The organism is Enterococcus ureilyticus, from assembly GCF_001730315.1.
In the GTDB taxonomy this organism is placed as follows: Bacteria; Bacillota; Bacilli; order Lactobacillales; family Enterococcaceae; genus Enterococcus_L; species Enterococcus_L ureilyticus.
Genome location: NZ_MIKC01000023.1, coordinates 201,536 through 214,632, shown reverse-complemented (window position 1 = coordinate 214,632; position 13,097 = coordinate 201,536). Strand labels below are relative to the sequence as shown.

Here is a 13,097-nt window from a genome sequence, read left to right as displayed (position 1 = left end):
TAATGAAAGTGAGAAATGAGGCGAAAAGATGGAAAAAATAGCAATTGGTGTGGATATTGGGACAACTCAAACGAAGGCAGTCGCTTTTAGTAAGGATGGAACGGTTCAAGCATCAAGTTATATACGATATCCACTTATTCAAGAAACAGAAGGTATGGCAGAGCAAGATGTAGAACAAATTTTTCAGGCTGTGGTCACATGTATCAACCAAGTCGTACGCAAAGTACAGCCGCTTGAAATTTCTGTCCTATCATTTTCTACGGCGATGCACGGCTTGATTGTAATGGATCAACATAATCAACCGTTGACGCGTGTTATCACTTGGGCGGATAATCGAGCTGAAAAGTATGCGGAAGAGTTAAAGGATACAGCGTTGGGACAAACGATTTATCAAAACACAGGCTTGCCGATGCACCCGATGACACCTTTTCACAAAATTAGATGGTTAAAAGAAGAACAGCCAGAAATTTATGCGCAAGCAGCGAAATTTATTGGAATGAAAGAGTATGTATTTTATCGCTTATTTGATCGATACCTGACTGATATTAGTACAGCTTCTGGAACAGGTTTCTTAAATATTTATGATCTTACGTGGGATCAACAGGCTTTAGCTGAGATGGAGATCAAAGTGGAACAGTTACCGATTTTAGTGAACCCAACGCATCAATTAGCAGATTTAAAAGAGGAATGGTTGGAGCGGCTAGGGCTAACAGAGCAAACGATTTTTGTGTTAGGTGGAGCAGATGGTCCGCTGTCCAATCTAGGATTGGGTGCTATGGCAAAAGGAACTGCCACTTTGACAGTCGGGACGAGTGGTGCCCTACGTTATATTGTTGAACAGCCCCAGACGCATCCTCATGCAGAGACTTTTTGTTGTGTATTAGATGAACAACATTGGGTGATTGGAGGAGCGACAAGTAACGGCGCTGGTATTTTTGACTGGGCTTGTGAAAACTTATTGAAAGAAACTCAAAATGAAGCGCAAATGTTAGGAAAGAATCCCTATGATGCCGTGATGGAGCTAGTGAAGGAAACACCAGTAGGAGCTAAAGGATTGCTGTTTTATCCTTATTTATTAGGAGAACGTGCACCGCTATGGAATGCCGAAGCGACAGGCAGCTTTGTTGGCTTAAAAAGAAACCACGATGACAAATTGATGATGCGTGCTGTTATTGAAGGAATCTGTTTGAACTTAAAACATATTTTGACAGAATTAGAAGAACTTGGCGGACCAGTGAAGGAAATTCGGGCAACTGGTGGCTTTGCTGATTCGGCAATGTTCAAAAGTATCATGGCGGATGTTTTTGGTTCCAAGCTCTCATTAGCTGCAAGTGTGGAAGCGTCAGCCTTGGGCGCTGTCTTATTAGGATGGAAAAGTTTAGGAGAAATTTTAGACTTGGAAACGGCTTGTGAGCAAGTGGACATCTACGAAATCGTGCAACCTAATGGAGAAAATCACCAAGTATATCAACAAATTTATCCATTATTCAGAACAACCCAGCAGCAACTATCCGCAAGTTACCATCAATTAGCAAAACTAAGAGCAGATTTAGAATAAATTTTTTTGACAAATAGAGCTGGACTTGTTTTACTAGTAATAAGAGAACGGAGGAGAGGAAATGAAAAAGTTATGGATTGCCTCTTTACTTTTGGTAGGAATTTTCCTGACAAGTTGTGGTGCTAAGGGAATCTCAGCAGAAGATGCAGGAGAATTGTTTGTTGACCGTCTTGTTTATCAAAAAGAAGAAAGCAGATTTGCTAAAGAATTTCGTGATGGTGAGCAATTAGGGAAAGAATTAGATGAAAATAGTGAAGCTTTTGAGGAAAATTTTGCGAAAGGCTTGTCATCTACAGGAGCGCAAGTGCCACAAGAGGAAGCGAGTAAGCTGACAAAAGAGTTATTAAAACAAGCAAAAGATAAAACGACTTATAAAATTATTAAGATAGACGAAACAAAAACAGGTGCAACAATTTCTTATTATGTGACAGGATTAGACCTAGTGAGTGCAATGCAAGAAATGACTAGGCAATTAGTAAAGGAAACATTAGCAAATCCAGAGATAGCAAAGGATGATCAAAAAACGCTAGAAGCGACTTTTTCTATTTTAGAAGAAAGGGTCAAAGCAATCAAGATAAAAACTGATCCAGTTGAGCTTGCATTACATTTGGAAAAAGAAAAAGGTAAGTGGTTCATTCCAGAAGATCAAAAGGAAGCTGTATCCAACCTATTTTTGGCATTTATTTCAGGTTCTAAAGACTTAGATAGCATGAACAAAGAATTGGAAGAAGCATTAAATGAAGTTGCCAAAGAAATTATTGATTCATTAGATACCTTACCGATTCCTAATAATAGCTAAAATTTTAGTTTATAATTATTATTAAATGATAAATGATATAAAAATGAAAGATTTTAGTGTACTTTTTTACCATTTCGTACTACAATTATAAATGTAGATAAAAATTTAGGAGGATGATGTATAATGAAATTTGAACAAACTAAAGAAGTGTTGAACCAACTAGTTGCAGATCTAAGCCAGTTTTCAGTGGTAATCCACCAAACTCACTGGTATATGCGTGGCCCAGAATTCTTGACATTGCACCCTAAAATGGACGAATATATGGACCAAATCAATGACCAATTGGATGTTGTATCTGAACGTTTGATTACATTAGATGGCGCTCCTTACTCAACGTTACAAGAATTTGCTGATCATACTGGTATTTCAGATGAGATCGGCACATACGAACGGACAATTCCTGAACGTATGGAAAAATTAGTTGAAGGTTACCGTTATTTAGCTGATTTATATCAAAAAGGAATTGAAGTGTCTGGTGAAGAAGGCGATGATTCTACACAAGATATCTTTATTGCAAACAAAACAGATATTGAGAAAAACATTTGGATGCTACAAGCAAAATTAGGCAAAGCGCCTGGTATTGATGCAGATTCACGTGCGAAAACTCGTTAATCAAAAAGTTAAAAACTTCTGAAAGATGGTACGCTATCTTTCAGAAGCTTTTTTAGTTTTCTTCGCTTTCTAGTTTCAGCTTACTACGTTCAATTGCGGCTTTGACTTGATCGAACCCAGTTCCGCCATACGAATGCCGACGCTCAATGGCGGTTTTTGACGACAGTGTTTGGTAGATATCTGATTGGATCAAAGGTGTAATCGCTTGATATTGTTCTAATGGAACATCTTGTAAATAAATACCTTGTTTTGTACAATCTAAAACTAATTTTCCAACCACTTCATGTGCTTGTCTAAAGGGCATTCCTTTGCTTGCTAGATAGTCTGCTAGTTCTGTTGCATTTGAAAAATCTTTTTCAGTGGACTTTTCCATGATCTCTTGATTCAGTTTCATCGTCTCTACCATGCCAGCCATGATCTCTAAACTAGTTAAAATCGTGTGAGACGTATCAAACATACCCTCTTTGTCTTCTTGCAGGTCTTTGTTATAAGCTAACGGCAATCCTTTTAAAACCGTTAAAAGGCTGAAAAAATTACCATATACACGACCGGACTTTCCCCGAATCAATTCTGCCATATCTGGATTCTTCTTCTGTGGCATAATCGAGCTGCCTGTAGAAAAAGTATCTGTTAATTCAACAAATTGAAACTCGTGACTGCACCATAAAATGATTTCTTCACAAAATCTGGAAAGATGCATCATTAGAATGGAACTATTGCTAAGAAATTCTAAGATAAAGTCCCGATCACTCACGCCGTCTAGACTATTTTCGTAAATTGAAGAAAAACCTAGCAATTCAGCTGAATAAGCACGATCGATTGGAAAAGTCGTGCCGGCAAGTGCTGCACAGCCTAAGGGGGAAATATCGATTCGCTTTAAGCTTTCGGAAAAGCGTTCTTGATCACGTGTTAACATACCGTAATAAGCCATCATATGGTGAGCAAACGAGATCGGTTGCGCATGTTGTAAATGGGTGTAGCCAGGCATGATGGTCCCAATGTTCTCTTCGGCTTTGTGGACTAAAACTTGACGGAATAAGTGGATCTTGCTAATGACTTCTTGAACGATTTCTTTTAAATAAAGATGCATGTCTGTAGCGACTTGATCATTTCTACTGCGGCCTGTATGCAATTTCCCAGCAACTGGACCGATTTCATCATGTAATAGTTTTTCGATATTTAAATGAATATCTTCGTTTTCTATACTGAATGTCAATTCATCGGCAAGCAGTTTTTCTTGAATCGTCGTAAGTCCTAAAGTGATTTGTTCGGCTTCATCTGCCGTTAAAATCCCTGTCTTAGCTAACATTTTTACATGGGCTAAACTTCCGATAATATCTTGTTTGGCTAATTTTTGATCAAAAGGAATCGATGCACCGAACGCATCGATCCATGCTTCGCTTTTTCCTTCAAAACGTCCGCCCCATAATTTTTTCATGCTGTACACCTCATTTATGTATTATTATTCATTATGATAAGAAAGAAGGTTGGACAGAAGCGTTTTACTCCGAGAAAATAAGAAGGAGTGGTTTCTGTGCCAACCGTTTGTTCTGATTTCTTGAGACTAAAATGAAGACTTATCGATCTCCTTATTTCGATCCGCAGACCAAAAAGAAATTCTCCTTGGATAAGTCAGTTAAAATAGGTGAATCGGATAACCTTATTTACAACAATGTAAAAGTTAACTCACGTATCGATTCAACTTAGAAAAAATAAGCATATCAGTGATTATTTTTTGTGTAGCGATGCTTGGACTTCTGCGTTGACTTTGGTTGGAAGCCCCCATAGTTTGATAAATCCGACAGCAGCGTCTTGGTCAAAGGTATCGGCAGAAGTATAAGTCGCTAAGTTTTCGTTATATAAACTGTTTTCAGACTTACGACCTTCAACGATTGCATGTCCTTTGAATAGTTTGACCCGTACAGTGCCATTTACGTATTTTTGGGTAGATTTTAAGAAAGCAATCAAGGCATCAGTTAATGGGTTGAACCATAATCCGTCATAAATGATTTGTGATAATTGATTTTCAATGATTGGTTTGAAATGAGCTACTTCACGAACAAAGGTCAAGTCTTCCAACTCTTTATGCGCAGTCATTAGTGTGATCGCTGCTGGACACTCATAGACTTCACGTGATTTGATCCCAACCAAACGATTTTCCACATGATCGATCCGACCAATGCCGTGCTTACCAGCTAAATCATTCAAGTCCAAAATTAAATCGGATAACAGCATTTCGTTTCCGTTAATTGCTGTTGGAACACCTTCAACAAAAGTTAATTCGATAATATCCGCTTCATCTGGTGCATTCTCTAAACTAGCAGTTAATTCATAAGCACCTTCTGGAGGTGTTGCCCAAGGATCTTCTAAAATGCCACATTCATTGGCACGGCCCCAAAGATTTTGGTCGACAGAATAAGGATTGTCCAAGTCCGCAGGGACGGGTACACCTTTTTCTTTGGCATAATTGATTTCTTCTTCACGTGACCATTTCCATTCACGAACTGGTGCAATCACATTTAACTCAGGTGCAAGGGCGTTGATCGCGACTTCAAAACGGACTTGATCATTCCCTTTTCCTGTACAGCCATGAGCGATTGTGGTGGCACCAGTTTCGTGAGCTAATTCTACTAATTTCTTAGCAATCAGCGGGCGGGATAAAGCGGATACTAGTGGATAAGATTGTTCATAAAAGGTATGACCTTGTAATGCAATCAAAGCAAATTCCTGTGCAAATTCTTCCTTAGCATCAATCGTATAAGAAGCAGAAGCGCCAACTTCTAATGCCTTATTTTTGATAAAATCTAAATCTTTCTTTTCACCGACGTCTAAACAACAAGCGATCACATCGTATCCTTCATCCACTAACCATTTAACAGCAACAGAGGTATCTAGTCCTCCAGAATAGGCTAAAACAACTTTTTCTTTCATGAGTAACACTCCTTATTTTCTAATTGTCTTTTTTGATTGTTCTCATCATATCACTTGAAAATGCAAAAATCAACACTTTTTATAAATAAATATACATAAAAATAAATATTTTGGGAATAATATACATTTTTACTTTTGGAAGGCGCGTAATATACATTACGCATATTTAGGTGTTTTCTATTTTGAAATTAGAAGTAAAATTTTTTAATCGTAAAAAATTAGAAGAAAAATAGTGGAAAACCTTAGAAATTCATTGACTTTACTAGTGATAGAAGGTATCATATTAAATGGTATTGTTTGCCCCACAATGAGCCCCGGAAACTCAAGTGAATGTCAAACATCGAATAGAAAATTGGAGGAAAGAATCGTGCGTACAACATATATGGCCAAATCTGGCGAAGTAGAACGTAAATGGTATGTAGTAGATGCAACAGATATCCCAATGGGACGTCTATCAACTGTAGTTGCTTCTATCTTACGTGGAAAAAATAAACCAACATTCACACCACATGTGGATACTGGAGATTTCGTAATTGTAATTAATGCTGATAAAATCAAATTAACTGGTAACAAAGCAAGTGATAAAATTTACTACCGTCACAGCCAATACCCAGGTGGGTTGAAATCTGTTACTGCTGGTGAATTACGCGATAAAAACTCTCGTCGTTTAATCGAAACTTCTGTAAAAGGTATGCTTCCTAAAAACACTTTAGGCCGTAAACAATTTACTAAGTTAAACGTATACGGTGGAGCTGAGCATCCACATGCTGCACAACAACCAGAAGTATTAGATATTACTAACCTAATTTAAGGAGGGAAATTCATTGGCTCAAGTACAATATATCGGCACTGGCCGTCGTAAAAATGCAGTTGCCCGCGTACGTTTAGTACCTGGTACTGGTAAAATTACTGTAAACAAAAAAGATGTTGAAGAATATATTCCACACGCTGACTTGCGTGAAGTTATCAACCAACCATTTGGCGTAACTGAAACTAAAGGTGCTTATGATGTAATGGTAAACGTTAACGGTGGAGGCTACTCTGGTCAATCAGGTGCGATCCGTCACGGAATCGCTCGTGCATTGTTAGAAGTAGATCCTGATTTCCGTGCTGCTTTAAAACGCGCTGGACTTCTTACTCGTGATGCCCGTATGGTAGAACGTAAAAAACCAGGTCTTAAGAAAGCCCGTAAAGCTTCACAATTCTCAAAACGTTAATTATTGGAATCGTTGCGAATTTATTCGCTTACGAATACACTATGGGACGGAGATTTCGCAAGGAATTGAGTACCATTCAATTACAATGTTTCAAGACACTTTCCAAATTTTTGGAGAGTGTCTTTTTTTATGCTTTTGGGTATGTTTTTTTCAAGCCAATCATTCTGTGCTATCTTATAAATTAAGCTGTTAGGTAGTGTACATTAATTTTTTCAGATAGTGAAATACCTTGAAATAAGAAAAAATTATGAAAGAATTCCATGCGAATTCAGTTATATTTACAGCTTTTTATCAATAATTTTTTAATTTAGTGTCTAGTGTGGAAAACCAAATTAATAAGTTAACTAGAAAAGAAAAATTGAAAATATAATATTTCTATTTCTTGGATTCTGGAAATAGGATAGTTGCTTTTTCATTCTATTTTTGGTACTATGATGGTGCGAAACGATACTATTTTTATCAATGAAGCACAAAAACCACTCTACGGCGAATAGAGTGGTTTTCTTTTGCATTCGTTGCGACTACGAATGAGTGGGCTAGAAGCAACTTGCTTTTAGTCATTGTCTTTCTCATCTAACCAGTGAGAAAAAAGTTTAATAACAATACCTACAAAAATAGGCGCAATGACCAACGATACAATTTTTTCCAATGAAGCACACCCCCTTTGGGGGCAAGTTGCCGAGATTAGTATAGCATAGAGAAAGATGAAAGAAAATGATATCATTACCACCCCCATCGTCTTTTGACATCTTTTTCAAGTTTTTCTTTGGGGATAAATTCTGAATTTAATGGTTTGATAAATTTTTTTGTATCATGATCAGAATATATATTTCCCTCTGAAAACATGGAAATACGTTTTTGTTCTTTTTCAAAAAAGGTTAAATGGTTTAGGCAGTCTACGTAATTGTTTATCCTCTCTTTTTCAGATTTTATTTTTTGATAGGAATCATTATCGCTATGTTCTATGTAACCTCGTTTCTTAATGATTGATGTTTTAATTAACTCATTTTCTCTATTAGAATATTTGTAATTATTTGTCAGAAAGTTTAAATCTTTTGAATTTACTTTTCTTGGCTCTAATCGTGTATCTAAATCTTTATCAGTATAGGAGTTAACGTTTATAACTATTTGGGTGAATCCTAAGGTTAAAGCATAATGTTCTAATTGAATAATGAATTTTTTATAAAAATTATAGAAATCATCAAAATGAAAATTTTCACTTTTCTTGTATAGATCAAAATCTGTTATTTCAAATGTTAGTCCATATAAACTAGTGTTTATTCTCATATTTCCTGAAAAAGAAAATTTTTTAAAGTAACCTTTTGACCAGATATTTAAGCACTGTTCTGATGAATAAGGATGATATTTACATGAAATACGTAGATTTTCAGAGAATAAAGATTCTAATAAATCTAAATTTTTATGATTAAAACCCTTATCTGGTAATAATGCTCGTAAACATTCTTCACGAGTATATATTGTTCCAAATTCATTAAAAGACACGTCAAAATATTCTAATAGCTCAGTCAATACATTAACTGATATATCATGAAATTCATTGTTTTTAATCTTACTAATAGCTTGCCGAGATATTGTAGTTTCTTTTGCTAGTTTGTGGTTACTAATATTTCTTTCTAGCATTAATTCCTTAAGTCTATTTTTATACATATTTATCACCTCAAAATGAGTTTATCAAAAGAAATGATAATTTGAAATATGTAACTTGAATAGGCAGACTGTAAAATGAATCGCTTTTTAGTTGATGTTATGAGGTTTCTGTTCAATGAAAGTGTGATAAACTATATTTATAGGGAATGTACAAGATAAGAAATATAAGAAATATAAGAATAGAGAAAGTTGCTCCAAATGAAGTGTTACTATTTTTTTCAATGGAAATTTTGATATAAGAGTATTTTTTGTATAAAAAATATTGCTATTGTGAAAGTTATATAGTCATATTATATTTTTATAGATGAGATAGATAAGATAGGAGGGGAAAGATGTCAAGATTAAATAGAATTCAAAATGAAATCAAACAATTAGAAGGAGGACGATTTCAAAAATTATGTGATATTTATCTTTACCGTAAAAGGAACTGGGAGAGTATTGTATCCCTGGGGTCTATGGAGGGAACAGATAAAACCACGAAAGGAATACCTGATACATATTTCTTTGACAATCAATCCAATAAATACATTTTAGTTATGTATGGTACGAGAAAAGATTCCACAGCTAAGCTAGAAGTAGATATTAAAGAAGCTATTGAAAAAACTAAGGCTGACAAAAAAGATATTCAAGAAATAATCTGCTGCCACACCTCTTCCAATTTAACAGTAGAAAAAGATAAGGAACTTAGAGGCTTGGCAAGTTTAATAGAACTAACTCTTATAGGAATAGACACATTATCTCATGATCTTCTTCGGTTTAAATATCAAGACATTGTAAAAGATTTCCTTGGAGTAGCAGAATCAACAGAGCAAGTTTGGAATATAGAACAATTTATTTCTATTCATGATAAAAGTAAAACAAATGCCCCTCTAAATACATCATACATTGATGAAAAAAATACAATCGAGGAATTATCAGAAGAACTAAGTGACCATCAGATTCTTTTATTATCTGGAGTATCAGGAACAGGCAAAACTAGGTTAGCCATTGAGTTATGCAAGAAATTACCTATTGCTAGCAATATAATTTGTGTTAAAAGCAATAGTATGCCTGTTTACCAAGATATCAAGGATGCATTAGATAACGATAGAGTTAATTACTTATTTTTAGATGATGCTAATACAATTACTAATTTCGATGCCATTGTTAACTTGTTGAGGTTAGAAGAGTATGAACAAAATCTGAAAATTATTATTACTGTTAGAGATTATGCACTTTCAGGAATCATTAATCAGTTAAAGCCTTTTAAAACAAAAATACAAAAAGTTTCTTTAATGGATGATGAACAGATTGAATTACTCATTAATAGTCTAAATAAAGTTTCTTCTAGTAACCTTAGAAAAATAATGAAATTATCTCATAATAACCCTAGAATTGCAGTAATTGCAGCTATCATGTCGAAAGACCAAGATTATGAATTTATTGATAATGGAAAAGAGATATTGGGTAGTTATTATGATCAAATTCTCAAAGAGAATGCTCTTTCCGAAAGTGAGAAAGTCAGTCTGTTTATTTTGAGCTTTAAACATAAATTGAATTTGACCAATCAGGAACCTTTGGAAGAGTTACTAAAATTTTTTAAGCTAGATTTTGATAATTTTTTACTTTCATTAAATCAACTACACGATAAAGAGTTATGCGACATATTTCAAGATAAAGCCGCTAAGGTCAGCGATCAAAGTTTGTCTGATTTTGTGATAATAGACTGTATTGCAGATAGTAAAGTTTTCAAAGTAAGAGATTTTTTCATTAGTTTGTTCCCTAAAAATGCAAAAGAGATTGTTGAGATGCTTGTACTTGTTAATAATTTTAAATCATCAAATGATTGGATAGATTATTTAACAGATGAGATAAAGTATGTCTATAACGAAATTATTGCAGGTATCGATAAAGAACTTTTTTTAACACAATATGGAGTATTGATACCTATTGAAGCACTTGCCTATACTAATGAAAAGATACAATCTATTAGCTGTAGTGAATATCAAACATCTCAAAAAGAATTTGAAGAGAAAAAAAGAAGTAGTCAAATTGATGATCCAATTATTGAGATTCTTTGTTCGTTGTCAAATAGTGAAAGATTTAATGATGCTGGTATACTTCTTATGGAATACTTAAAAAAAAGACAGGATAAAGTTTATGAAGTTTTTTCAGCGATTGAATCGAACTTTGATATTGAAGAGGGGCGAAATTCTTATCTAGAAAAAAGATTTTGTATTTTTGAAATTTTCTCAAAACAAGACAATATTAATGAGTTGACAGCTTTGTTAATTGTTAATATCGCTGAAAAATTTTTAGAATTTTCTGGGGAAAAGTTCATTTCTAATGGTCGAGCAGGGATCTTTAGTCGCTACAAATTAGTTGATGGAGATTACCTAATTGAACTTCATATAAAAATATTTTACATGCTCTTTGAAGTTTACAATTTGGAATATGTAGAAGTGAATAACCATATAGATAAACTATTATTTAATTATCCAGCCTATGAAGTGAAGAATGGTTTTTTGGAAACAGTTAGTTCAGATTTAAAATGTATAGAAAATCTATTTTTTCAAGATTTGAACAAGCTAGATGTCAGACAAGAAGCGATAGTATTCAAATTGAACTCAGAAATACAGGAGCTGAAATTAAAATCTCAGTTTTTTTTTGAATATGAACCAACAAGTAGGCAAAAAATCTATAAAATATTTTCATCCAATATGTTGGATTATAGGGCAGAAGAATTTGACTATGAACAGACTCAAAAATTAAGAATAAAGAAACTCCGTGAGAGTTTTGCAGAATATTTTTATAACTTACCAGAGCTATTCAACATACTATCAGAATATCAGTCAGATGAATTGTTAAATAAATATGAGTTGGAAGAATCAATACTCCTATTGTATTCACAGTCAGAAATAGTAGATAAAGTAAAAATATTAACGGCTTTATTGAGTAGTGAATTTAGTCTCTCAAATTATCATTTTGATTATTATATGGAAAAGTTATCATTCGAAGAAGGTAAAGGTATTTTAAATTGTGTTAAAAAGGAAGTTGACGAAAGATGGTATCTTTCAAATCTTTTAACATGTAAAAAGATTAATAATGTTATGGTAGAAGAACTTATATTGTTTTTAAATAATCTCAAAAATTATGAAAAAGTCAATTCTTTCAATATTTTTTCTTTTAAGAACTACATCAAACAAGATGCTGTCATCTTAGATATTTTAATGAGTAAATATAGAGAAGGTGAAATCTCAGAAAGATTCTTCATACCTAACTATGTGCCTGAGGAAAAAGCTGACAAAATTGTAGACATAGTAGGTTACAAAGAATTAAAAAGAATATATTTAGATAGTTTTGATACTGAACACGTTGATGATTCAGGGGCGATTTTTAAGAGCCTGCTAAAAAAAAGTGATGCTAATTTTATTTACTTATTTCTTATTAAGTTGAATACTGAAAGACTGAAATTAAATTCTGTGAAACGTGATATTCAACTAAAGTATATATGGAAATCAAGGGTTGCAGAAGAAGGAATTAAAAAATATCTAGACTTCTTAATTCGAGAAAATCGTGTGATTTATGTTGGGGTAGATCCATACTTGGAAGAAATATTTAAAGCAAATATTGAATATGCTTCAGAGTTTATAAAAGTAGAAGTACTTGATACTGAAGATGAGGATAGATTGGTTAATTTATACAACCTGTCTCTTGAAATATTTGATGATGAGATATTACTGCATTTATTCGAATTGCTCAAAGATAAAGACATTGATGCCCTTTTTTTTGAAAAATTATATTTAACTATGCGTACTCATAGTTGGTCAGGAAGTTTAGTTCCATTATTAGATAAAGAAATCAATTTTTTGAATAAGTTACTTGATATATTTGATGGTATAAAATATATTTCTCTTGCCTTAGTCATTTCAACACGGATAGATTCTCTTAAAAAGCAAAAAGAAAAGGAATTGCTGTCGGATTATTTAGAGTAGGGTGCGAAAGTAAGCATGGTACTTTTTAAATCTCTGTTTTGGATGTTAAAAATTAACGATAAGGATAAGTTTTTAATCTATTTAGCAGTCTTTATTATTTACTGTAGTCTTGTTCTGATTCACGTGTATTTTTGGATACGTCTTGAGGTACGAAGAGATTAAAATATGTTGAAATCCATTAAAACCGTACCTATTAGAATATTATTCAATCCATTGGTACTAAGAAATTTTACAACTCTATCAAAATATCTGACACACAACCAGGTCTTAAGAAAGCTCGTAAAGCTTCACAATTCTCAAAACGTTAATATCTTTGATATTACTGGATTTAAAGGCAC

10 protein-coding genes are annotated in these 13,097 nt (G+C 33.7%); 6 read left to right on the top strand and 4 right to left on the bottom strand.

Annotation, left to right across the window (positions count from 1 at the left end; translation table 11 throughout):
• Window positions 1–28: 28 nt before the first annotated feature.
• The 3 genes from BCR24_RS10100 to BCR24_RS10090 all read left to right on the top strand — a co-directional run bounded on the left by BCR24_RS10100 (window position 29) and on the right by BCR24_RS10090 (window position 2,969).
• Entirely contained in the window at window positions 29–1,558 is a 1,530-nt protein-coding gene (locus tag BCR24_RS10100) for a gluconokinase (RefSeq protein ID WP_069640425.1), read from the top strand.
• A 61-nt stretch (window positions 1,559–1,619) separates the two neighbouring features.
• On the top strand, window positions 1,620–2,357 hold the full coding sequence (locus BCR24_RS10095; RefSeq protein WP_069640424.1) for a DUF5105 domain-containing protein: 738 nt from the start codon (window positions 1,620–1,622) through the stop codon (window positions 2,355–2,357).
• Window positions 2,358–2,480: 123 nt separating this feature from the next.
• A complete protein-coding gene (locus BCR24_RS10090) occupies window positions 2,481–2,969 on the top strand; it encodes a Dps family protein (protein ID WP_069640423.1) in 489 nt (162 codons plus the stop codon).
• A 52-nt stretch (window positions 2,970–3,021) separates the two neighbouring features.
• On the opposite strand, the gene argH is transcribed toward BCR24_RS10090, so the two are convergent.
• Window positions 3,022–4,407 carry an argininosuccinate lyase gene (gene argH, locus BCR24_RS10085; protein ID WP_069640422.1) on the bottom strand — a complete coding sequence of 462 codons (1,386 nt, stop codon included), beginning with the start codon at window positions 4,405–4,407 and terminating at the stop codon, window positions 3,022–3,024.
• Between the two features lie 290 nt (window positions 4,408–4,697).
• Entirely contained in the window at window positions 4,698–5,900 is a 1,203-nt protein-coding gene (locus tag BCR24_RS10080) for an argininosuccinate synthase (protein WP_069640421.1), read from the bottom strand.
• Window positions 5,901–6,264: 364 nt separating this feature from the next.
• Between BCR24_RS10080 and rplM the strand changes: the two genes are divergently transcribed.
• Window positions 6,265–6,711 (top strand): 50S ribosomal protein L13, encoded by a 447-nt coding sequence (gene rplM / locus BCR24_RS10075; RefSeq protein ID WP_303393681.1) that lies wholly within the window; start codon window positions 6,265–6,267, stop codon window positions 6,709–6,711.
• A 13-nt stretch (window positions 6,712–6,724) separates the two neighbouring features.
• A complete protein-coding gene (gene rpsI, locus BCR24_RS10070; RefSeq protein ID WP_010762225.1) occupies window positions 6,725–7,117 on the top strand; it encodes a 30S ribosomal protein S9 in 393 nt (130 codons plus the stop codon).
• Window positions 7,118–7,670: 553 nt separating this feature from the next.
• On the opposite strand, the gene BCR24_RS17135 is transcribed toward rpsI, so the two are convergent.
• Together BCR24_RS17135 and BCR24_RS10065 are read right to left on the bottom strand one after the other, a co-directional pair.
• Window positions 7,671–7,766, bottom strand: coding sequence for a type I toxin-antitoxin system Fst family toxin (locus tag BCR24_RS17135; RefSeq protein WP_142422235.1), 96 nt, complete (start codon window positions 7,764–7,766; stop codon window positions 7,671–7,673).
• A 74-nt stretch (window positions 7,767–7,840) separates the two neighbouring features.
• Window positions 7,841–8,785: a helix-turn-helix domain-containing protein gene (locus BCR24_RS10065; protein WP_069640420.1), complete on the bottom strand. Its 945-nt coding sequence runs from the start codon at window positions 8,783–8,785 to the stop codon at window positions 7,841–7,843.
• A gap of 332 nt (window positions 8,786–9,117) precedes the next feature.
• Between BCR24_RS10065 and BCR24_RS10060 the strand changes: the two genes are divergently transcribed.
• Window positions 9,118–12,759 carry an nSTAND3 domain-containing NTPase gene (locus tag BCR24_RS10060; RefSeq protein ID WP_069640419.1) on the top strand — a complete coding sequence of 1,214 codons (3,642 nt, stop codon included), beginning with the start codon at window positions 9,118–9,120 and terminating at the stop codon, window positions 12,757–12,759.
• Window positions 12,760–13,097 lie beyond the last annotated feature (338 nt).

Coding starts and splice junctions, on each gene's coding strand:
- BCR24_RS10060 (WP_069640419.1), top strand. CDS start 9,118: ATGTCAAGATTAAATAGAATTCAAAATGAAATCAAACAATTAGAAGGA.
- argH (WP_069640422.1), bottom strand. CDS start 4,407: ATGAAAAAATTATGGGGCGGACGTTTTGAAGGAAAAAGCGAAGCATGG.
- BCR24_RS10090 (WP_069640423.1), top strand. CDS start 2,481: ATGAAATTTGAACAAACTAAAGAAGTGTTGAACCAACTAGTTGCAGAT.
- BCR24_RS10080 (WP_069640421.1), bottom strand. CDS start 5,900: ATGAAAGAAAAAGTTGTTTTAGCCTATTCTGGAGGACTAGATACCTCT.
- BCR24_RS10095 (WP_069640424.1), top strand. CDS start 1,620: ATGAAAAAGTTATGGATTGCCTCTTTACTTTTGGTAGGAATTTTCCTG.
- BCR24_RS10065 (WP_069640420.1), bottom strand. CDS start 8,785: ATGTATAAAAATAGACTTAAGGAATTAATGCTAGAAAGAAATATTAGT.
- BCR24_RS10100 (WP_069640425.1), top strand. CDS start 29: ATGGAAAAAATAGCAATTGGTGTGGATATTGGGACAACTCAAACGAAG.